The sequence below is a fragment of the Streptomyces sp. CA-106110 genome, from assembly GCF_050936285.1.
In the GTDB taxonomy this organism is placed as follows: Bacteria; Actinomycetota; Actinomycetes; order Streptomycetales; family Streptomycetaceae; genus Streptomyces.
Genome location: NZ_JBNJNB010000001.1, coordinates 8,480,792 through 8,502,417, shown reverse-complemented (window position 1 = coordinate 8,502,417; position 21,626 = coordinate 8,480,792). Strand labels below are relative to the sequence as shown.

The 21,626-nt window shown below is 69.9% G+C and carries 12 protein-coding genes; 5 read left to right on the top strand and 7 right to left on the bottom strand.

Annotated elements, in window-relative coordinates; genetic code table 11:
* Positions 1 to 7 precede the first annotated feature (7 nt).
* The 6 genes from pulA to ACQEXA_RS39205 all read right to left on the bottom strand — a co-directional run bounded on the left by pulA (position 8) and on the right by ACQEXA_RS39205 (position 12,506).
* Positions 8 to 5,422: a pullulanase-type alpha-1,6-glucosidase gene (pulA, locus tag ACQEXA_RS39230; RefSeq protein WP_433132391.1), complete on the bottom strand. Its 5,415-nt coding sequence runs from the start codon at positions 5,420 to 5,422 to the stop codon at positions 8 to 10.
* Between the two features lie 261 nt (positions 5,423 to 5,683).
* A complete protein-coding gene (locus tag ACQEXA_RS39225) occupies positions 5,684 to 7,066 on the bottom strand; it encodes an alpha-amylase (protein WP_432926900.1) in 1,383 nt (460 codons plus the stop codon).
* 287 nt (positions 7,067 to 7,353) lie between these two features.
* Complete coding sequence (locus ACQEXA_RS39220; RefSeq protein ID WP_433132389.1) at positions 7,354 to 9,021, bottom strand: glycoside hydrolase family 13 protein; 1,668 nt, start codon at positions 9,019 to 9,021, stop codon at positions 7,354 to 7,356.
* A 169-nt stretch (positions 9,022 to 9,190) separates the two neighbouring features.
* Complete coding sequence (locus ACQEXA_RS39215) at positions 9,191 to 10,102, bottom strand: sugar ABC transporter permease (RefSeq protein ID WP_359406461.1); 912 nt, start codon at positions 10,100 to 10,102, stop codon at positions 9,191 to 9,193.
* Positions 10,103 to 10,115: 13 nt separating this feature from the next.
* Positions 10,116 to 11,120 (bottom strand): carbohydrate ABC transporter permease, encoded by a 1,005-nt coding sequence (locus ACQEXA_RS39210; RefSeq protein WP_432926904.1) that lies wholly within the window; start codon positions 11,118 to 11,120, stop codon positions 10,116 to 10,118.
* Positions 11,121 to 11,231: 111 nt separating this feature from the next.
* A complete protein-coding gene (locus tag ACQEXA_RS39205; RefSeq protein WP_432926906.1) occupies positions 11,232 to 12,506 on the bottom strand; it encodes an extracellular solute-binding protein in 1,275 nt (424 codons plus the stop codon).
* Between the two features lie 426 nt (positions 12,507 to 12,932).
* On the opposite strand from ACQEXA_RS39205, the gene ACQEXA_RS39200 reads away from it, so the two are divergent.
* Positions 12,933 to 13,967 carry a LacI family DNA-binding transcriptional regulator gene (locus tag ACQEXA_RS39200; protein ID WP_359406470.1) on the top strand — a complete coding sequence of 345 codons (1,035 nt, stop codon included), beginning with the start codon at positions 12,933 to 12,935 and terminating at the stop codon, positions 13,965 to 13,967.
* A 108-nt stretch (positions 13,968 to 14,075) separates the two neighbouring features.
* The gene (locus ACQEXA_RS39195; protein WP_432926909.1) at positions 14,076 to 14,951 is read left to right on the top strand and encodes a phosphatase PAP2 family protein; all 876 of its coding nucleotides are present in this window, start codon (positions 14,076 to 14,078) and stop codon (positions 14,949 to 14,951) included.
* Here ACQEXA_RS39195 and ACQEXA_RS39190 read toward each other — a convergent pair.
* On the bottom strand, positions 14,939 to 17,938 hold the full coding sequence (locus tag ACQEXA_RS39190) for a bifunctional [glutamine synthetase] adenylyltransferase/[glutamine synthetase]-adenylyl-L-tyrosine phosphorylase (protein ID WP_432926911.1): 3,000 nt from the start codon (positions 17,936 to 17,938) through the stop codon (positions 14,939 to 14,941). The genes ACQEXA_RS39195 and ACQEXA_RS39190 overlap by 13 nt on opposite strands.
* Positions 17,939 to 18,337: 399 nt before the next feature.
* Here ACQEXA_RS39190 and ACQEXA_RS39185 point away from each other — a divergent pair, with 399 nt between their 5' ends.
* Genes ACQEXA_RS39185 through ACQEXA_RS39175 form a run of 3 tightly spaced genes read left to right on the top strand, consistent with a single transcriptional unit; the run spans position 18,338 to position 21,535 of the window.
* Positions 18,338 to 19,228 carry an alkaline phosphatase family protein gene (locus ACQEXA_RS39185; protein ID WP_432926913.1) on the top strand — a complete coding sequence of 297 codons (891 nt, stop codon included), beginning with the start codon at positions 18,338 to 18,340 and terminating at the stop codon, positions 19,226 to 19,228.
* Position 19,229: 1 nt separating this feature from the next.
* Positions 19,230 to 20,519, top strand: coding sequence for an MFS transporter (locus tag ACQEXA_RS39180; protein WP_432926915.1), 1,290 nt, complete (start codon positions 19,230 to 19,232; stop codon positions 20,517 to 20,519).
* A complete protein-coding gene (locus ACQEXA_RS39175; protein ID WP_433132387.1) occupies positions 20,516 to 21,535 on the top strand; it encodes a TolB family protein in 1,020 nt (339 codons plus the stop codon). The genes ACQEXA_RS39180 and ACQEXA_RS39175 overlap by 4 nt, the downstream gene beginning before the upstream one ends.
* The last annotated feature ends 91 nt before the right edge of the window (positions 21,536 to 21,626 follow it).

Here is a 21,626-nt window from a genome sequence, read left to right as displayed (position 1 = left end):
TAGTGCGCTAGCGCGTGACCCGTGAGAAGACCGCCACCGTGCGACCCGGAACGGCGAACATGCCTGATTCCTCGGCGTAGGAGGAGGACTTGACGATAGGATCCGCGCCCGCGGCCTGCACCGGGTGCAGCGCGTAGGCCTTGCCCGCGAGGCCCGCGACGGTCTGCTCCTGCTGCTTCGGCGTCGCGTTGAAGACGACGACCAGGTCGCCGAGCTCCATCGTGATCACCCCGGGCGTCTCGTCCTTCCCGGAGAGCGGGAAGGACAGCTTCGACTGCACCTGGTCGGCGGTGGCGAGGGAGAACCCGGACTCGCTCGTCCGGATCCTCAGCAGGTCGCGGTAGGCGCCGGAGGCGCCGTCGATCTGGTCGCACCCCACCTTGACCGAGGTCAGCAGGGGCTTCGCGTACGGCCACTTGGACTGGTTGTCGGCCGCCGGCGGCAGCCCGCGCCCGAAGCCGTTGCCGTCCCGGCAGTCCCAGTGGATCGCGTTGAACCAGTCGCCGCTGTCGAACGAGTTGCGGTCGAGGGACTTGGAGCGCAGCAGGTCGGAGCCGGCCTGGGACAGGGACGGACCCTGTGAGAGGGCGGCCGTGGCCATGGCCAGAACCTGCATACGGGCCCGGTCGGACGCGGAGGTGTCCTGGGGCAGCTTGTACGTGAGTGCGTCGAACAGCGACTCGTTGTCGTGCGCGTCGGCGTAGGCGAGGGCATCGCCGGGAGCGTCCGCGTAGCCGGCCGGCGAACCGTTGTAGTCGACCTCGGCGCCGGTGACCTCCTTGCCGTCGTCGCCGGTGAAGCGGTACTTGGCGAGATTGCCGCTCAGTCCGACCTTGATGAGGTCCTGATAGTGCAGCAGGCGGGCCTTCTGCTCCGCCGTCGTCCCGTTGGCCGTCGAGGCGTTGGGGTCGGTGTACAGCCCTGAGGCGAAGCCCTGGACACCGGGGTCGGAGTCGAAGGGGCTGCCGCCGCGCACGGCGTCACGGGCGCGGTCGGAGAAGGTCGCGATGCCGGTGCCCGCCATGTTCTTCTGGGTGGCCTGCACAAAGCGCGCGTCGTTCGCGACCTCGCCGAAGTTCCAGCCCTCGCCGTAGAGGATGATCTTCTTGCCGTCGACTCCGTCCTTTGCGGGGGTCAGCGCGTCGAGGGCCTTGCGCACGGCGAGGATGTTGGCCTTCGGATGGTGGCCCATGAGGTCGAAGCGGAATCCGTCGACCTTGTACTCCTTGGCCCAGGTGACGATCGAGTCCACGACCAGCTTGCCCATCATGGCGTTCTCGGGCGCGGTGTTCGCACAGCAGGTGCTGTTCGCCACTGAGCCGTCGGCGAGCAGCCGCTGGTAGTAGCCCGGCACGATCTGGTCGAGCACGGACGTGTCGGCCTCGCCGCTCGCGGCGGTGTGGTTGTAGACGACGTCCATGACGACCCTGAGGCCGTCCTCGTTCAGCGACTTGACCATCTTGCGGAACTCGACCGTGCGCTCGGTGCCGTCGGGGTCCGTGGCGTACGAGCCCTCGGGAACCGTGAAGTGGTACGGGTCGTAGCCCCAGTTGTAGGCGTCCTTCGCGGCGGTCGCGGCGACGCAGGCCTGCTGCCGGTCGGAGTCGGCGGCGTAGGAGGCCAGGTCGCAGCCGGGCGCCGACTGCTCAGACTTCTTCTCGGGGACGGTCGCGATGTCGAAGGCGGGCAGCAGGTGCACATAGGAAGTGCCCGCCTCGGCCAGCTCGCGCAGATGCCGGGAGCCGTCGCTGTTCTTGTCGGTGAAGGCGAGGTAGGTGCCCTGGTCCCGGGCCGGCACGGTCTTGTCCGCGACGGAGAAGTCCCGGATGTGCAGCTCCTGGATCTGGGCGCTGCTCAGCGGCACCGCCTTGGGCTTCTTCAGGCCCGACCAGCCGCTGGGGGCGAGGGACCTGTCGTTCAGGTCGACCACGAGGCTGCGCTCGGAGTCGGCGGTGAGGGCGAGGGAGTAGGGATCGGTGACCCTGTTGGTGACGATCTTCCGGACGCTCGGCGCCCACACCTTGACGACATACCGGTAGGGCTTGTTCTTCCAGGACGCCGGGCCCGTGACGGACCAGACGCCGGTGGCGGCGTCACGGTGCATGGCGACGGTGGAACCGTCGAGTTCGAGCTTCACCGACTGCGCCGTCGGCGCCCACACGGCCAGGGTGGGGCGGCCCTGGTGGAACGTCGGGCCGAGATCGGCCCGCGTCGCGTCGTACACGTCGTCCAGTACGCCGGCGATCTGGACACCCGTCGCCGCCAGCACGGCGCCGTTCGCGGCCCGCTGGGTGGCCACGATCTGCCCGCCGAGCGCCGCACGCACCCGGTCGCGGTCACGCGGGTCGACGGACCAGGCCGTGTAGTCCTTCAGATGAGGGAACTTCGCCTTCTGCGCGTCGGTGAGCGTGGTCCTCGTCAGCCGCAGCCAGCGCTCGTCGTCGCTGGTCAGCGCGCCGTCCTTCACGGCGATCGAACCGTCGTGGGAGGAGAGGAGCTGGGTGGAGGCCGCGCCCTCGACGCCGTTCCAGGCGACCGTGTTCCGGTCGATCCAGACCGCCTTGGAGGTGGCCGGGTCCAGAGCCGCCGCACTGCCCGCGGGCTGCGGCAGCAGGTACTTCTCCTGCCCGTTCAGCAGCCACACCTCGTACCCGTTCGCCTTGAGGTCGAGTGACTGGTCGGACGGGAGGTCCTTCTCGTCGCCCTTGTGGACGATGTAGCTGAGGCTGGTGGCGCCGTCGGCGAGCGGCACCTCGAACACCGCGCCGTAGGAGTCGGTGCGCACCGGCTTCAGGGGCGCGGCCCAGTCGGTGGGGTTCGCGGCGCCCGTCCAGACGTGCAGCCCCCAGCCGTCGTAGTCGCCGTCGGCGCGGTGGTAGTGGATGACCGCCTTCGTCTTGTCCTGCGCGGGGTAGTCGGCGGCCGGCCGCTCGGTGAGCACGGCCTCCTTGCCCTGCTCGACCCAGACCTCGCCGGTCCTGGTGACGTCGATGGTGCGGTCGGCGGAGACGTCCTTGGTGCCGTTCTTGTCGATGACGAGGAACCCGACGCTCGATGCGCCCGGCTTCAGCTTGACGTAGGCGAAGGCGCCGTAGGCGTCGCGGCCGGTGAAGGGGTGGCTGTCGGGCCAGTTGGTCGCCTCGCCGTCGGCGAGGTCACCCCAGGCGTACAGGCCCCAGTTGCCGTAGTCGCCGTCGGCGCGCTTGTAGTGGACGATCACATAGTCGCGGGAGGAGGCGGTGGGGATCTCGGGGGCGGGCGGGGTGCCGGTGGTGCTCATGGCCGTCGCGCTCGCGGTGCGGCCCGCCGAGTCGACGACGACCGCCTTGTAGCGCAGGGCGGTTCCGGCGGGGACGGTCTTGGCGATGGCCTGGGTGACCTTGTACGGCGCGTGGTCGGCCGAACCCAGGGTCTGCCAGCCGCCGTTGCCCACCTGGGCGGCGAAGACGACGCGGTTGAGCTGCCCGCCCTGGACGTCGGCGGAGAGTTCCACCGTGCCGGTGGCGCTCGCGTCCGGGGCCTTGAGGGCGATCGTGGGCTTCGAGGCGGGCGGGGCGAGCGGGTGGGCGGCCTTCAGGACGACGGCGGACCCGGCCGGGACGGTGACGGTGACCTTCTTGTCGGCATCGCTCGTGACCGACCCGTTGGTCCCGTATATACCGCGGAAGGCCGTGCCGGCGGACCCGGTGGCGAAGGTGGCCGTCCTCTGCTCGCCGGCGTTGTTGAAGGCGACGACGTACTCCGTGCCGTCGCCGCCCGTGCGGGAGAAGGCGTAGATGCCAGCGCCGTCGGCCGCGTACCGCTCGGTCTGGACTCCGTCGGCGAGTGCGGGGTTGTCCTTGCGCAGCTTGGAGAGAGCGCTGATCTGCCGGTAGAGCGGCGCGCTCGTGTCATAGGCGTCGTCGGCGTGCGTACGGTCGGTGCCGATCTCGTCGTCGTCCAGGTAGTCCGCGACCTTGGAGGCGAACATCGTCTGGCGGGCGTCCTTGTCGCCGCCCGACCCGGTGAAGCCCTGCTCGTCGCCGTAGTAGACGACCGGGTTGCCGCGACTGAGGAACATCAGCTCGTTGGCCAGCTTGTCCATGGCGAGCAGCCGGGCGTCGGTGGCCTTGGGGTCGTCCTGCTTCAGGAAGTACCCGATACGGCCCATGTCGTGGTTGCCGAGGAAGGTGACCTGCTCGTACGCGTTGGCCTTGCCGCTCGTGTACTTGTAGTCGTCCCCGAAGACACCGGCGAGCTTCTGCGCGCTCGCGCCCTGGGAGGCGTACTCGCGGGCCGCCTCCTGGAACGGGAAGTCGAGCGTGGCGTCGAGACGGCCCTGGGTGACGTACGGCGAGGTGATCGACGGGTCGGCGGAGTAGACCTCGCCGAACATGAAGAAATTCTTCCGTCCGTGCGCGGCGGCGTACGTGTCGAGCGCCGTCGCCCACTGGGTCCAGAACTCCATGTCCACGTGCTTCACGGTGTCGATCCGGAAACCGTCGACGCCGAAGTCGCGCACCCAGCGCTCGTAGATCTTCTCCATGCCCCTGACGACCTCGGGACGTTCGGTCCACAGGTCGTCAAGACCGGAGAAGTCGCCGTACGTGGTGGACTCGCCTGCGTACGTGGAGTCGCCGCGGTTGTGGTACATCGTCGGGTCGTTGAGCCACGAGGGGACCTTGACGTCCTTCTTCGCGGCGGGGACGACGGGCGTGCGCGGGAAGGAGCCGGCGTCCGTGGCCGGGAAGCCCTTCGTGCCGTCGGCGTAGTCGGCGTCGTCGAAGGGCCGCCCGTCCTTGGTCAGGTACGGGAAAGCGCCCTTGGAGAGGTAGTCGTAGGACTTCTCTTGATAGTCGACGACGTCGGCGGTGTGGTTCGTGATGACGTCGAAGAAGACCTTCATGCCCTTGGCGTGCGCCGTGGCGATGAGGGTCCGCAGGTCCTCGTTGGTGCCGAAGTGCGGGTCGACCCGGGTGAAGTCGGTGATCCAGTAGCCGTGATAGCCGGCCGACGCGTCGGAACCGGTGCCCTGGACCGGCTGGTTCTTGAAGATCGGCGCCATCCAGATGGCGGTGGTGCCGAGCCCCTTGATGTAGTCGAGCCGCTTGGTGAGGCCCTTGAGGTCGCCGCCCTGGTAGAAGCCCTTGTCGGTGGGGTCGTAGCCGGTGGCCAGGCGGGAACCGGTCAGACCCCCGCGGTCGTTGGAGGTGTCCTCGTTGGCGAAACGGTCCGGCATGACGAAGTAGAACTGCTCGCGGGTGTCGTCGTGCCGCGCGGGCTCGGCCGCGAGCCGCGCGTCGGACGGAGGCGCGGGCGGGGTGGCCGCCCGGGCGGCGAGGGGCGGCAGGAGCGCCGCGGCGAGCGCGACGACGGTGAGGGCCGTGACCCTTCTCCGGCTCGGGAAACGGCGCCTCCGGGGCGCCGGCCATCTCGGTATCACAGGCTGAACTCCTTGCGCTTGCGGCTCGATCGGGTCCGACCCCTGCGTCGCGGCACGGCTCCGTCGCCGGGCGCCCGCGCGACCGTATCGCCACCGAAACGCTTACAGCAAGAGTTGTGAAACTCACGGCAAGGACTTTCAGAGCCAATTTTCGACGCGCCTCAATCGGCCCCGCACGCCCGGTCGTTGCGCGGCGGGCGCGACGGAGCGCCCTCCGGCGCAAGCCGGAGGGCGCGGAGCCCGGGCGGGCCTGTCAGCCGGTCAGCAGCTCGACTTGCCCGCGTAGATGGCGAGCGCGGTGTTCGGGGCGACCGACGCCTCGAACCAGCCAGTGCTGTTCACCGTCACGGTCCTGTTGCCCTGCACATCGCAGTAGGTGCCGGCGGGCAGCGAGGTCTCGAACCACCGGTCGGCCGTGGTGGTCTCGTGGTTGACCACCACATAGCCCTTGGTGCCACGACCGAACGCGATCAGGTTGTTCCCGTTGTCCCACCACTTGGTGACCGCCTGGCCGCGCGTGGCGTTGCGGAAGGCGACCATCGACTTGATCTCGGGCCAGGCGTGCTGGCACTTCCAGCCGTTCTGCCAGCAGGCGTTCACCTGACCGCCGTTCGGCGGGCCGGCGTCCGCGTCGGACCACTCGTAGCCGGAGTTGATGTCGGGGGCGCCGTAGGGCCAGGCCAGCATGAAGACGTTGGCCAGCGTGTAGTCGGCGCCGCTCTTGTAGTTCAGGGTCGAGCCGTTGCGCTCGGTGTCGTGGTTGTCCACGAAGACACCGGCGACCGAGCTGCTCAAGTAGCCCCAGCCCTCGCCGTAGTTGCTCAGGTAGGCGAGCTTCTCGCTGGTGAAGACGCGCTTGAGGTCGTAGGCGTAGCGGAACTCCTGGACGTCGCCGTTGCCGGTGTACTCGGTCGGCTGGACCGCCTCGCCCGCGCCGTAGATGACCTCCTGCTTCCAGTAGGCGGAGGGGTTGGTCAGCCGGGACTTGATGTTCGCCAGGTCGTCCGCCGGTATGTGCTTGGCCGCGTCGATGCGGAAGCCGTCCACGCCCAGGCTGAGCAGGTCGTTCATGTACCCGGCGATCGTCTTACGGACGTACTCCTCACCGGTGTCCAGGTCGGCGAGGCCCACCAGTTCGCAGTGCTGGACGTTCCACCGGTCCTGGTAGTTGGTGACCTGGGCGGTGCAGTCGTCGAAGTCGGCGGACGAGTACAGGCCGGGATAGTCGTACTTCGTGTACGACGAGCCTCCCGTGCCGGTGCCGCTGCCGGCCGACATGTGGTTGACGACGGTGTCGACGACGACCTTCACGCCCGCCGCGTGACAGGTGTTGACCATGCTCTGGAAGGCCGTGCGGTCACCGAGACGGCCGGCGATCCGGTAGCTCACCGGCTGGTAGGACGTCCACCACTGCGCGCCCTGGATGTGCTCGGCGGGCGGGGAGACCTGGACATAGCCGTAGCCGGCCGGGCCGAGGGTGCTGGTGCACTCTTTGGCGACCGAGGCGAAGTTCCACTCGAAGAGGACCGCGGTGACGTCTTTGGTGCCCGGCGGGGAGGCCTGGGCTGTCCCCGCGGGGACGGCGAGTGCGACCGACGCGGTCGCCACCAGGGCGAGGGCGCCGGAGAGCGTTCTGCTGGTCATGTGTGGGGGTTCCTTCTCCGTCGAAGGATGTACTGGGGAGCCCGTCGGAGATCCTGAGATCACCTGAGGGGAATTGCTGCAAGTTTTCAACTACTTGCAGTGGAGCAGACCGTACGAGGCCCGACCACAGTGGTCAACCCCCGGGACATGTTCCTGTCACCTACGCGAAATAGGGCCGGATTGCGGCCTGTTGGAGCTGCGCGAACCCACATGGGAAGACAACGGGGCCCGCCGTCCGCACAAGGACGACGGGCCCCGGAAAGCCGGACGAAAGAACTTGCGGTGCGTCAGGCGGTGGTCCACCACACCGTGGTGTCGGCGGGCACCTTCGCCTCGCCGTCCGCCTCGGTCACCTCGCCGCTGGCGAGCAGCACACGGCCGTACTCCGGCACCGCGACCGACTCACCGGTGGTGTTGGCGACACAGACGAAGTCCCCGCGCCGGAAGGCCAGCACGCCCTCGGGCGCCCGCAGCCACTCGACCGAGTCGCCCGCGCCGAGGGCGGGCTGCTCGCGCCGCACGGCGAGCGCCGCACGGTACAGCTCCAGGGTGGAGCCGGCCACGCCCTGCTGCGCCTCGACGCTCAGTTCGCCCCAGCCGGCCGGCTGGGGCAGCCAGCTGCCACCGGTGCCGAAGCCGTACGACGAACCGGTGCGGGTCCACGGGATCGGGACACGGCAGCCGTCGCGGAAGCCGTCCTGTCCTGCGCCCCGGAAGTACGCCGGGTCCTGGCGCACCTCGTCGGGAAGGTCGACCACGTCCGGCAGACCGAGTTCCTCGCCCTGGTAGACATAGGCCGATCCGGGCAGCGCCAGCATGAGCAGAGTGGCGGCCCTCGCTCGCCGGAGCCCCAGCTCACGGTCGCCGGCCGTGCGGATCTGCGTGCCGAGGCCGGGCGGGTTGGCGAAGCGGGTGGCGTGCCGGGTCACGTCGTGGTTCGAGAGCACCCAGGTGGCCGGGGCGCCGACCGGGCGCATGGCCTCGAGAGTCCGGTCGATGACGCCACGGAGCTCGGCGGCGTCCCAGGCGGTGCTCAGGTACTGGAAGTTGAAGGCCTGGTGCAGTTCGTCGGGGCGGACGTAGTGGGCGGTGCGCTCCACGGTGGGGGTCCAGGCCTCGGCGACGAAGATGCGCTCGCCCGCGTACTCGTCCAGGATCGTGCGCCACTGGCGGTAGATGTCGTGGACGCCGTCCTGGTCGAAGAACGGCATGACATCGTTGCCCAGCAGCTTGAGCTGGTCATGGCTGCCGAGGTCGGGCAGGCCCTCGGCCTTCACCAGACCGTGGGCGACGTCGATACGGAAGCCGTCGACGCCCATGTCGAGCCAGAAGCGCAGGATGGAGCGGAACTCGTCGCCGACGGCGGGGTGGTTCCAGTTGAAGTCCGGCTGCTCGGGCGCGAAGAGGTGGAGGTACCACTCGCCGTCCGGCACCCGGGTCCACGCCGGGCCGCCGAAGATGGACTCCCAGTCGTTGGGCGGCAGTTCGCCGTTCTCACCCTTGCCGGGGCGGAAGTGGTAGCGCTCCCGGAGCGGCGAGCCGGGCCCCTCGGCGAGCGCCCGCTTGAACCACTCGTGCTGGTCGGAGGAGTGGTTCGGGACCAGGTCGACGATGATGCGCAGCCCCAGACCGTGAGCGTCGCGGATCAGCGCGTCGGCGTCCAGGAGGCTGCCGAACATGGGGTCGACGGCACGGTAGTCGGCGACGTCGTAGCCGGCGTCGGCCTGCGGCGAGGCATAGAAGGGACTGAGCCATACGGCGTCCACGCCGAGGTCGCGCAGATACGGGAGACGGGAACGTACGCCCTCCAGGTCTCCCATGCCGTCGCCGTTGCTGTCGGCGAAGCTGCGCGGATAGACCTGGTAGATCACCGCGTCGCGCCACCAGTCGCGATGGGTGGTGGCGACGGTGGCGAGGGCGGTGTTCGGGGCCTGGTCGGCGGGGTGCTGGCTCATGGCGTCCTTGATGCGGTGGGGGTCCTTCCGCCCGGGCGGAGCCGGGCGGAAGGAGTAGGTCTTTGTGGAGGGGCGAGGGGTGATGCGGCGGCCGCGGTGACAGCGGGGTCGGATGGGCACCGCGGCCGCCACCCGCGCGGGTCAGGCGCGCGGGAGCCCGGGGGGCGGGTCAGCCCTTGGTGCCGCCCGCGGTGAGGCCGGTCACCAGGTTCTTCTGCACGAGGTAGAAGAAGATGGAGACGGGTATCGCGATCAGCACCGCGGTGGCCGCCATCAGGTTCCGCTGGGCGTCGTGTTCGCTGATGAAGCTCTGCAGACCGACGGCGAAGGTGTACTTGTCGTCGCTCAGCATGAACGTCGAGGCGAAGGCCACCTCGCCGAACGCGGTGAGGAAGGCGTAGAAGGCGGCGACCGCGAGACCGGGCCTGGCGAGCGGCAGAATCAGCCGGACGAAGGTGCCGAAGGGCGTGAGTCCGTCGACCCGGCCGGCCTCGTCGATCTCGAAGGGGATCGTGTCGAAGTAGCCCTTCAGCAGCCACGCGCAGTACGGCACGATCGTCGTGCTGTTGATCAGGATGAGCCCGAGGTAGGTGTCGATGAGTCCCAGGTCCGACATGATCTGGTACATCGGCACGATCAGGACGGCGATCGGGAACATCTGGGTGAGCAGCAGCACCCACATGAACTTCTTGTAGCCGGGGAAGCGCATCCGGGACACCGCGTAGCCGGTGGTGGCGGCGATCATCACGCCGATGACCGTGGTGCCCGCCACGACGATGAGCGTGCTCTTCAGCCAGTCGAAGAAGCTCGTGTGCTGCAGGACGAACGAGTAGTTGTCCAGCGTCATCGTGTGCCAGATGTGCCCGGGGTGCAGGTAGTCGTCCTTGTCCGGGCCCAGCGACAGGAAGATCAGCCAGCCGACCGGGAAGAAGGCGATCAGGCTCGCCACGATCAGCGTGGCGTGGGTGCCGAGGGTCGCGACGGGACCGCGCTCGCCGCGTCTGCGCGCCCTGCGCCGCGGGGCGTCCGCGCCGGACTGCTTGGTCACCGCGGCGGAGGTCTCGACGGTGGTCGTGCTCATGGGGACTCCTGCCTCAGATCGCGAGCTGCTGGTCATTGCGGTTCAGCCAGCGGCGGTAGAAGGAGGTGAAGACGATCAGGATGGCCAGCAGCAGGATGCCGTAGGCCGCGGACTGCGCGAAGTCGCGCGGCTGCTGACCGAAGCCCAACTGGTACGCCCAGGTGACAAGGATCTGGGCGTCCGGCGCGGTGTTGCCGAACAGCAGGAAGATGATGGCGAACTGGTTGAACGTCCAGATGATGCCGAGGAGCACGACGGTGGAGCTGACGGCTCGCAGGCCCGGCAGGGTGACGTACCGGAAGCGCTGCCAGGCGCTCGCGCCGTCCATCTCTGCTGCCTCGTACAGCGAGGTGTCGATGGCCTGCAGGCCGCCGAGCAGCGAGAGCATCATGAACGGCACACCGCACCAGGTGTTCACCAGGATCGCGGCGGCCCGCTGCCAGAAGGTGTCCTCCAGCCACAGGGGTGTCGGCAGATGGAGGGCGTGGAGGGCGGCGTTGATGATGCCGCCGTCGGCGAGCATGAACCGCCAGCCGAAGACGGTCACGAAGGTGGGCACGGCCCAGGGCAGGACCAGGATGAGGCGGTAGAACGTCAGGCCGCGGAACTTCTGGTTGAGCAGCAGAGCGAGGCCGAGGCCGATGCTGTAGTGCAGGACGACACAGGAGACGGTCCACACGATCGTCCATACGAAGTGCGACCAGAAGCGGTCGTACGACGTCGGCCCGAACAGGATGTCCTTGTAGTTGTCGAGCCCGATGAACTTGTAGGTGGCGTCGATGTGGTTGACGCCGATCGTGCGGGCGGTGTTGAGGCTGTTGGCGTCGGTGAGCGTGAGATAGAGGCCGTACACCAGCGGGTACAGCACCAGCACCCCGAGCACGACGGCCACCGGGGTGATCATGGCGTACGCGTACCAGTGCTTCTGGTACCCGTTCTTCAGGCGCCGGCCCAGGCCGGGCCGCGGGGCGCGGTCACCGCGGCGCTTGCCGGTGGCGCGGTCGATGACGACTGTCATGGTTCGACAACCTTCTCGAAGGTCTGCGGGTCAGGGGAGGGGCCTGGGCACAGGCCGGCGGCCGCCGGATCCTTCCCCCTTCTGCGAGGAGGATCCGGCGGCCACACGGGCTTACTTGCTGAAGTCCGGAACCAGCTTGGCGATCGCGAGCTCGGCGTTGCTCAGGCCCTTGTCCAGGGGCTCCTTGCCACCGGCGATCTTGGGCAGCTCGGTGTCGAGCGGGCCCCACAGCGAGCTGTACTCGGGCAGCGCCGGGCGCGGCTGGGCGGCGGCGAGCACGCCCTGGTAGCCGGCGATGCCGGGGTCGGCCTTGACCTGCGCGCTGTAGGCGTCGTCACGCGTGGGCAGCGTGGAGTTCTTCAGGGCGATGGTCTCCTGGGACTTGGCCGAGGTCATGAAGTTGACGAACTTCAGGGCCGCCTCCTGGTGGGCCTTGTCCGAGCCGGCGTACACGGAGAGGTTGTGGCCGCCGGTCGGGGCGCCCGCCTTGCCGGCCGAGCCGGCCGGGACGGTGGCGATGCCGAGGTTGGACTTGTCCGTGAAGGCCGAGCCCTTGTAGAAGTTCGTGATCTCCCAGGGGCCCTGGATGATCGCGGCGACCTTGCCGTTGACGAACGCGTCCTGGATGTGGGCGTAGGCGTCGGCGGTGGTGTCGGCCTTGTGCAGGCCCTTGCCGGAGAACAGGCTCAGCCAGGTGCCGTAGGCCTTCTTCGCGGCGTCCGAGTTGACGGTGATCTTCTTGGCGGAGGCGTCGACCGTGTCGGTGCCCTCGCCGTAGAGGAAGGACTGCGCGTAGTAGGCCTGGGTGGAGCCCCAGTAGCCGTCGACGCCGGCCTTGTCCTTGACCTTGGCGGCGTCGGACTTCAGCTCGTCCCAGGTCTTGGGGGCCTCGGTGATGCCGGCCTTCTGGAAGAGGGCCTTGTTGTAGACGAGCGCCAGGGTGTCGGTGACGATGGGCACACCGTAGGTCTTGCCCTCGTACTGGGCCTGCTGGATCAGGCTGGCCTGGAACTTGTCCTTGTCCGCGAGGGCCTCGGTGCCGTCCAGCGGCAGGAAGTAGCCCTTCTTCGCGAAGGCGGGGGTCCAGCCGACCTCGGAGCGCAGCACGTCGGGGGCGCCCTTGGAGCCGGCGGCGGTGTCGAACTTGTTCTGCGCCTGGTCGAAGGGGACGTCGACGTACTTGACCTTGATCTTCGGATTGGCCTTCTCGAAGTCCGCGACCAGTGCCTTGTACGTCGGCGCCTCATTGGTGGCGTTGGAGGTGTCCCACCACGTGATGGTCACCGGGCCGTCCGACTTGTCGCCGCCGCTGTCGCTCCCGCCGCACGCCGTCGCCGCGAGGGCGAGGGACGCCACCAGCGCGCTGGCCGCTATGCCACGCCGCATGAGTTCTCCTTGAGGGTGAAAGCCCGTGTGCTACAGGTGGCGGTCCCGTCCGCCGCCCCTGTCGACTTGCCGACTGCGCCGTTGCGGCCGCCGGGCGACGTGAACGTAACAGCGATGTAAGCCTTGCGAAAGGCCTTGCAGCAAAAAAGTGAAAGAGCCGACGATGGTTACCGGGCCGTGATCTGGTCGTGAGGGCCTGGTGTCTTGCCTTGTGCCTGATCGGCGGGGAAGCCGGCCACTTGTGCAAGACTCTGCAAGCTCTTGCCATACGTCACCGCCACGAGGGACGATCCTGTTGCGGACCGGACGCCGAGACGAACACGAGGGAGCGCGATGACGCAGCAGCCCGCAGCGGGCCGTTCTACCGCCCGGAGCCGGCGTCCCTTTGGTGGGCAACCGGACATACGGCCGGTACAGTCCCATCCCGTGACCACACGCCTTGCCGACATCGCGGCCCAGGCGGGCGTCAGCGAGGCGACGGTCAGCCGTGTCCTGAACGGCAAGCCGGGCGTCGCCGCGACCACCCGCCAATCCGTCCTCGCCGCCCTGGACGTACTCGGCTACGAGCGCCCCGTGCGGCTGCGGCAGCGCAGCGAGGGCCTGGTGGGCCTGATCACTCCGGAGCTGGAGAACCCGATATTCCCGGCCCTGGCGCAGGTCATCGGCCAGGCGCTGACCCGTCAGGGGTACACGCCGGTGCTGGCGACCCAGACGCCGGGCGGCTCCACGGAGGACGAGCTGACCGAGATGCTCGTGGACCGCGGGGTCGCGGGCATCATCTATGTCTCGGGGCTGCACGCCGACACCACCGCCGATGTCCAGCGCTATGAGCGGCTGCGCGCCCAGGGCGTGCCCTACGTGCTCGTGGACGGCTTCTCGCCCAAGGTCGAGGCGCCGTTCATCTCCCCCGATGACCGCGCCGCGATGTCCCTCGCGGTCACGCACCTGGTGTCGCTGGGGCACACGCGGATCGGGCTGGCCCTCGGGCCCAAGCGGTTCGTGCCGGTGCAGCGGAAGATAGAGGGCTTCGTCCGCACCGTGCAGGAACAGCTCGGGCTGTCCACCGACGACATCGAGTCACGGCTGATCCAGCACTCGCTGTACACGCTGGAGGGCGGACAGGCGGCGGCGTCCGCGCTGATCGACCGGGAGTGCACGGCGGTGGTGTGCGCGAGCGACATGATGGCGCTCGGCGCGATACGCGCGGCACGCCAGCGGGGGCTGGAAGTGCCCACGGACATCTCGGTGGTGGGTTTCGACGACTCCCCGCTGATCGCCTTCACGGACCCGCCGCTGACGACGATCCGCAAGCCGGTCCCGGCCATGGGTCAGGCGGCCGTGCGGACGTTGCTGGAGGAGATCGGTGGGACGCCCGCGCCGCACAGTGAATTCGTGTTCATGCCGGAGCTGGTGGTGCGAGGGTCGACGGCTTCTGCTCCTGGTGACCGAAGTCGTCCCTAGGCAGTAGTCCCCCGGGCCCCTTGGGGTCCGCGGGATGGAGAACATGCGGCCGGAACCCTTCCAGGGGATGATCGGTGGGGGAACGCTTATCTGGCAGACTCTGTGCCTATGGGTGACGAGACCGTGACTGCGGTGGACGGCCGGAGGCAGACCGCCGGCACTGTCACGGAGGAGACCGAGGATCGCGCGAGGCAGGGCCTGCTGCGACGGATCCGTACTCCCCGGCGCCCTCGATTCTGGTTCGAAATCCTCCTCATCGCGGTGAGTTACTGGACGTACTCGCTGATCCGCAACGCCGTGCCGGAGCAGAAGGCCGCGGCGCTGAACAACGCCGACTGGCTGTGGCGAGTCGAGCAGCACATGGGAATCGCCGTGGAGGACTCGGTCAACCACGCCGCCAATTCCGCGACATGGCTGATCGTGGGGATGAACTACTACTACGCCACACTGCACTTCGTGGTGACGCTGGGTGTCCTCGTATGGCTGTACCGCAGCCATCCGGGCCGGTACGCGGCGACGCGGCTCGCTCTGTTCGCCACCACGGCCGTGGCGTTGCTCGGATACTACTTCTTCCCGCTCGCCCCGCCGCGGCTGATGGACGGTGGCGACTTCGTGGACACGGTGATGGTCCACCACACCTGGGGCTCGATGGCGTCGGGCGACCTGAAACACATGTCGAACCAGTACGCGGCGATGCCGTCGATGCACATCGGCTGGTCGCTGTGGTGCGGCCTGACCATCTTCGCTCTGGCGACGGTGCCCTGGGTGCGGGTGCTGGGGCTGCTGTACCCGGCGGGGACCCTCCTGGTGATCGTTGCCACGGCGAACCATTTCTGGCTGGACGCCGTGGGCGGAACGGTCTGTCTGACGGTCGGTTTCGCGGTGGCGTCGTTGTGGTACGGAGCCATGCCCTACGCACTGCCGCGCACCTGGCACCGGAGCCTGACGCCTGTCACCGTCGGTGGCGGCGGCTACGTTCCGTAGAACAGCTCCTCCACGACCGTCCTGGCCCTGCGGGTCGTGCGCCGGTAGTCGTCGAGCATGTCGCCCACGTGCCCCGGCCCGTACCCCAGGTAGCGGCCCACCGCGGCGAGCTCCCGGCTCTGGGACGGGAAGGTGTCGCCCGCCCGGCCCCGCACCAGCATCACGGCGTTGCGCACCCGCGAGGCGAGGACCCAGGCCTCGTCCAGTATCGCCGCCTCCATGTCAGGGATCAGTCCCGCGGCGTGGGCCGCGGCGAGCGCGGCGCGGGTGCGGGTGGTGCGCAGGCCCGGTTCCTCCCGGCCGTGCCGTAGCTGCAGCAGCTGGACCGTCCATTCCACGTCCGACAGACCGCCCCGGCCCAGCTTGGTGTGGAGCGTCTTGTCGGCGCCCCTCGGCAGCCGTTCCGACTCCATGCGGGCCTTCAGGCGCCTGATCTCCCGTACGGCCTCGTCGCCGAGGCCCCCCGCCGGGTACCGCAGCGGGTCGACCAGCTCGATGAAGCGACGACCGAGGTCCTCGTCCCCCGCGACGGGCTCGGCCCGCAGCAGCGCGTGTGACTCCCAGGTGAGCGACCAGCGCCGGTAGTACGCCTCGTACGACGTAAGGGTGCGCACGAGCGGTCCGGACTTACCCTCGGGCCGCAGATCGGCGTCGACCAGCAGCGGCGGGTCGGTGCTGGGCAGCTGGAGCAACCGCCGCATCTCGGCGACCACCTTGTTCGCCGCCTCCCCCGCCTCCCGCTCGTCCACGCCCTCCCGTGGCTCGTGCACGAACAGCACGTCCGCGTCGGATCCGTAGCCCAGCTCGTGTCCGCCGAAGCGGCCCATGCCGATGACCGCGAACCGGGTGGGCAGGGTGTCTCCCCAGCCTCCGCGAACCACGGCGCGGAGCGTGCCTGCGAGGGTGGCCGCCGTCAGGTCCGAGACCGCGCCGCCGACCATGTCGATCAGCGCGCCCTGGTCGGACGGGGCCGGGGCCTCCTCGCTGCCGTACGAGCCGACGATGTCCGCGGCGGCCGTACGGAACAGCTCGCGCCGCCGTACTCCGCGCGCGAAGGCGACCGCCTGCTCGGCGTTCTCCGCGCGGCCGACCGCGGCGAGGATCTCCTGTTCCAGGTGGGCGCGCGGGCGGGGCTCGAGCCCGCCGCCCTCACCGTCGCCCAGGAGGGCCACCGCCTCGGGCGCGCGCATCAGCAGGTCGGGGGCGAGCCGGCCGGCGGACAGGACGCGGGCGAGGTTCTCGGCGGCCGCGCCCTCGTCCCGCAGCAGCCGCAGGTACCACGGCGTCTTGCCGAGCGCGTCCGACACCTTGCGAAAATTGAGCAGACCGGCGTCCGGGTCGGCGGAGTCGGCGAACCAGCCGAGCAGCACGGGCAGCAGGGTGCGCTGGATGGCGGACTTGCGGGTGACCCCGGACGCCAGCGCCTCCAGGTGGCGCAGCGCGGCCGCCGGGTCCGCGTAGCCGAGCGCCACGAGCCGTTCCCGGGCCGCGTCGGGGCTCAGCCGGGCCTCGCCGGGGGCCAGTTGGGCGACGGCGTCGAGCAGCGGCCGGTAGAAGAGCTTCTCGTGCAGCCGGCGTGCGACGCTGGTGTGCCGCTTCCACTCGCGCCGCAGTGCGTCGACGGGGTCGGTGCGCAGGCCGAGGGAGCGGCCGAGGCGCCGCAGATCTGCCACGTCCTCGGGGACGAGATGGGTACGGCGCAGCCGGTACAGCTGGATGCGGTGCTCGAGAGACCGCAGGAACCGGTACGCCTCGTCGAGTTGCACGGCGTCGGCGCGCCCGACGTAGCCCCCGGCCGCGAGTGCCTTCAGCGCGTCCAGGGTGCTTCCGCTGCGCAGCGAGGTGTCGGACCGGCCGTGCACCAACTGCAGCAGCTGGACGGCGAACTCGACGTCCCTGAGGCCTCCCGGACCGAGCTTGAGTTCGCGCTCGACCTCCCTGACGGGGATGTTGGCGACCACCCGGCGGCGCATCTTCTGCACATCGGCGACGAAGTTCTCGCGCTCGGCGGCCTGCCACACGAGCGGGGCGAGGGTGGCGACGTACTCCTCGCCCAGTCCGGTGTCGCCGGCCACCGGGCGCGCCTTGAGCAGGGCCTGGAACTCCCAGGTCTTGGCCCAGCGCTGGTAGTACGCGAGGTGGCTGCCGAGGGTGCGCACGAGTGGGCCGTTCCTGCCCTCGGGCCGCAGATTGGCGTCGACGGGCCAGATGCTGCCCTCCACGGTCGTCTCGGAGCAGATCCGCATCATGTGCGAGGCGAGCCGGGTCGCGGCCTGCAGTGCCTTGCGCTCGTCGGCGCCGTTGCCGGGCTCGCCGACGAAGATGACGTCCACGTCGGAGACGTAGTTCAGCTCGTGGCCGCCGCACTTGCCCATGGCGATCACCGCGAGCCGGCAGCTCGCCGCGTCGTCGGGGGCCGCCGCCCGGGCCATGGCGAGGGCGGCGCGCAGGGTGGCGGTGGCGAGGTCCGCCAGTTCGGCAGCGGTCTGGGCCACGTCCGTGGTGCCGCACACGTCGCGTGCCGCGACCGACAGCAGACAGCGGCGGTAGGCGACGCGCAGCAAGACCGGGTCGGCGACCCCGGCGAGCTGACGTTCGAACTCCGCCACACCGGGGTGGAGGTCCTGCGGCTCGTAGGTGACCAGCACGTGCCAGTCGCCGGGATGACGGGCGAGGTGGTCGGCGAGCGCGGCGGAGGCGCCGAGGACACCGAGCAGCCGGTCGCGCAGGGGCTTGGCCGAGATCAGGGTGTCGAGCAGTTCGCGCCGGGCGGTGGGGGCGGGCTGCGCCTCCAGCAGCCGGACGAGACCGTGCAGTGCCAGATCGGGGTCGGCGGTCGCGCCGAGCGCCTCCAGCAGGACGGGATCGGACCTTATGGGCGCCAGCTCGACGCTCTCCAGGAGCCGCTCGGCGGCGGATGGATCGGTGAAGCCGTGCCTCAGCAGCCGGGTGAAGGTACTGCTCCTGCGCCCCTGCGGCACGGTCATCCCTCGGCCTCCCGCCCTGGATCAAGGTCCTGAGACTTTGAGCGTAACCGCAGTGCGGGCCGGGGGCGCCGTGCGGTGCCGGACGATACGGGACCGGTGCCGCGCCCGGACCGCGGCGGCGCCTCCGGGGTGGCGCAGAGCGCAACCGTACATGCGCCCGAACCGGACGGGGCCGACGAAGCCGTAGGCGCGGGCGGAAGGCCCGACCGGTGTGCCCCAGCCCGGCGGAGGCCGCCGAAGGAGCCACGCCCGCCTCGGGACACCGACGGGGCCGGCCGCGAAATAGCAATTCACCCGCTCTTCACCCGCCGGGGCAGGCACCGTGGACCACGGGCATTTTGGCGTGTGCATGCTCTGTGCGCACCGCCGCCCCGTACCCTCCCCCCACCGGAGGTCCAAGTGTCCGGCAGTTCCCTGTACCGCCGCGGCCGTGCCGTCGTGGCGTCCGCGGCGGCGTTCGCCGCGGCGGCGATCGGGTTGTGGACCGGGCTCGGCGGCGAGTCCCCCGCGCACGCCGCGGGCGCCGTCCCCAGCCCGGACCACGTGGTCGTCGTGGTCTTCGAGAACCACGCGTACAGCCAGGTGATCGGCTCCTCCAGCGCCCCGTACATCAACTCGCTCAAGAGCGGCGGCGCCAACCTCACCCAGTCGTACGCCATCACCCACCCCAGCCAGCCCAACTACTTCGCGCTGTTCTCCGGTTCCACCCAGGGCATCACGGACGACAGCTGCTACACGCCCGGCTTCTCCTCCGCCCGGAACCTGGCCTCGGAGCTCATCGCCGCGGGCCGGAGCTGGGGGAGCTACAACGAGACGCTGCCCAGCCAGGGCTCGACCACGTGCAGCAGCGGCAACTACGCGCGCAAGCACAACCCCTGGTTCGGTTTCAGCAACGTGCCCACGTCGAGCGCGAAGACCTTCGCGCAGTTCCCCACCGACTACTCCACGCTGCCTCAGCTGTCCTTCGTGGTCCCCAACCTGTGCAGCGACATGCACGACTGCTCGGTGTCGACCGGTGACACCTGGCTGAAGAACAACCTGGGCGCATACACCACGTGGGCCAAGACCCACAACAGTCTGCTCGTCGTCACCTTCGACGAGGACAACCGGCTCAGCGGCAACCGCATCCCGACCGTCCTGTACGGCCAACAGGTGGCGGCGGGGTCCAGCAGCTCCACCACGTACAACTACTACGACCTGCTGCGCACCCTGGAGGACACGCAGGGCCTGACGACGCACGCGGGCAACGCGGCCTCCGCCAAGGACATCACCGGCATCTGGACGTCCTGAGATGTACGTCGCGGACAGCCGCGCCGGAAACCCGGCGCCGGTGTCCGCGGACGGCGCCGTCCGGTCCTCCACCGGGCGGCGCCTGTCCGCGGTCGCACCGACGGTGCTCGCGCTCGGCACGGTCAGCCTGATCACCGACGTCTCGTCCGAGATGGTCACGGCGGTGCTCCCGCTGTACCTGGTGGCGGGCCTCGGCCTCTCCCCGCTGGGCTTCGGGCTCCTGGACGGGATCTACAACGGCTTCTCCGCGCTCGTACGGCTGGCCGGAGGCCATCTCGCCGACCGGGGCAACGGCCGGCACAAGTGGGTGGCGGGGTTCGGCTACGGCATCTCGGCGCTGTGCAAACCGCTCCTGCTGCTGGCGCACTCCCTGACCCCCATCGGCCTGGTCCTGGCCGCCGACCGCACCGGCAAGGGCCTGCGCACGGCGCCCCGGGACGCGCTGATCTCCCTGTCCAGCACGCCGGAGACCCGTGGTCGTGCCTTCGGAGTGCACCGCGCGATGGACACGGCGGGCGCGCTGCTCGGCCCGCTCGTGGCCTTCCTGATCCTGCGGGCCACGGTGGACGGGTACGACACGGTGTTCACGGTGAGCTTCTGCGTGGCCGTCGTGGGCGTGCTGGTGCTGGTGCTGTTCGTACCGGGTGGCGGCCGCGGCACGGAACCCGGCGACGGAATCCGGCCGACCCTCCGCGCCGCCCTGGCCCTCCTGCGCCGCCGCGATCTGCGCCGGATCACGGTCTGCGCGCTGTTGCTGGGCCTCGCGACGGTCAGCGACTCCTTCGTCTATCTGCTGCTGCAACGGCGCCTCGGCGTGCCCGACCGCTGGTTCGCTCTGCTGCCGCTGGGCACGGCGGCGGCCTTCCTGCTGCTGGCGGTGCCGCTGGGACGACTCGCCGACCGGGTCGGCCGCTGGCGGATCTTCCTCGCGGGCCACGGCGCGCTGCTTCTGGCGTACGCCCTGCTGCTCACCTCCTGGCACTCGACCGCGCTGCCCTATCTCGTGCTCGCCCTGCACGGAGGCTTCTACGCGGCGACCGACGGTGTGCTGATGGCGGCGGCGTCCGACAGCGTCCCGGAAGCCCTTCGCTCGTCCGGTCTCGCTCTTGTGCAGACGGGCCAGGCGCTGGCCCGTTTCTCCTGCTCGCTGGCGTTCGGAGCGGCCTGGACGCTGTGGGGCGACCGTACGGCACTCATGACGTCGACGGCGGCGCTGGCCGTCTGCGCGGCGTTCGCTCTGTCCCTGCGCCCCCACGGCAGGGCTCCTGTGCGCACGGAAGGCACGGTATGACGGCACACACCCGCATCCTGGTCCTGCTCACGGCTCTGGTGCTGCTGGCGGGGGTCGCCACGGCCTCGGTGCTGCACGCCTCGGCGCGGGCCGAGCGCAGAAACCAGCCCCAGGCGGGCGGCCCCCGGGTCGCCTCCGGCACGGTCACCCTGACGGAGCCCGGCCGCCTGGTGTTCCGCAACTTGGCGTGGGGCCCGCACCGCGACGAGCTCGCGTCGGTCCCGGCCACCGACCCCGCCGGCCCGCGCACGGCGTCGGGCGTCAAGTGCCTGCGCTTCTACGCCGCTTCGGGCACCGGAGTGTGCCTCCAGGCCGTCCACGGCGCGGTCTCGGACACCTACCGCGCGCTGATCCTCGACACGGCCCTGCGCGAAAGGGCGCACTACGACGTCCCCGGCATCCCCTCCCGCGCCCGGGTCTCCCCCAGCGGCCATTACGCGGCCTGGACCGTCTTCGTGGGCGGGGACTCGTACGCCGGTACGAACTTCTCGACCCGCACGGCGATCGTGGACACCCGTACCGGCGTGCTGACCCCCTCGCTTGAGGCGTACCGCGTCATCAAGGACGGCAGGACCTACCGGGCGGCGGACGTGAACTTCTGGGAGGTGACCTTCGCGGCCGACGACCGCACGTTCTACGCGACACTGGCGACGAAGGGCACGACCTACCTGGTCCGCAGCAACCTGCGGGCCCGCACGGTCACCACGCTCCACAGCAACGTGGAGTGCCCCTCCCTGTCCCCCGACGGCACCCGCATCGCCTTCAAGAAACGGGTGAAGGGCCTCCCCAAGGACGCGCCCTGGCACCTGTACGTCCTCGACCTGCGCACACTGCGCGAGACCCCGCTCGCGGAGCCGCGCAGCGTGGACGACCAGGCGGTCTGGCGGGACGGGCACACGATCGTGTACACCCTGCCCGGCGACTACGGGGCGGACCTCTACGAGCTACCGGCCGACGGCACAGGCAAGCCGCGGCGCATGGACAGCGCGGCGGTCTCGCCCGCGTACATCTCCTGACGGGCGCTCAGGCCCCGCCTTTGAGACATGGGCACCGAGCCGGAGACGCCAGGCCGATCAGGGTGAGCTGGATCCATCCCCCGCACGCCCA

What these genes read in the sequence shown, in the direction of transcription:
- ACQEXA_RS39225 (WP_432926900.1), bottom strand. Translation starts at nt 7,066, where the DNA reads ATGACCAGCAGAACGCTCTCCGGCGCCCTCGCCCTGGTGGCGACCGCG.
- ACQEXA_RS39220 (WP_433132389.1), bottom strand. Translation starts at nt 9,021, where the DNA reads ATGAGCCAGCACCCCGCCGACCAGGCCCCGAACACCGCCCTCGCCACC.
- ACQEXA_RS39215 (WP_359406461.1), bottom strand. Translation starts at nt 10,102, where the DNA reads ATGAGCACGACCACCGTCGAGACCTCCGCCGCGGTGACCAAGCAGTCC.
- ACQEXA_RS39210 (WP_432926904.1), bottom strand. Translation starts at nt 11,120, where the DNA reads ATGACAGTCGTCATCGACCGCGCCACCGGCAAGCGCCGCGGTGACCGC.
- ACQEXA_RS39205 (WP_432926906.1), bottom strand. Translation starts at nt 12,506, where the DNA reads ATGCGGCGTGGCATAGCGGCCAGCGCGCTGGTGGCGTCCCTCGCCCTC.
- ACQEXA_RS39195 (WP_432926909.1), top strand. Translation starts at nt 14,076, where the DNA reads ATGGGTGACGAGACCGTGACTGCGGTGGACGGCCGGAGGCAGACCGCC.
- ACQEXA_RS39190 (WP_432926911.1), bottom strand. Translation starts at nt 17,938, where the DNA reads ATGACCGTGCCGCAGGGGCGCAGGAGCAGTACCTTCACCCGGCTGCTG.
- ACQEXA_RS39180 (WP_432926915.1), top strand. Translation starts at nt 19,230, where the DNA reads ATGTACGTCGCGGACAGCCGCGCCGGAAACCCGGCGCCGGTGTCCGCG.
- ACQEXA_RS39175 (WP_433132387.1), top strand. Translation starts at nt 20,516, where the DNA reads ATGACGGCACACACCCGCATCCTGGTCCTGCTCACGGCTCTGGTGCTG.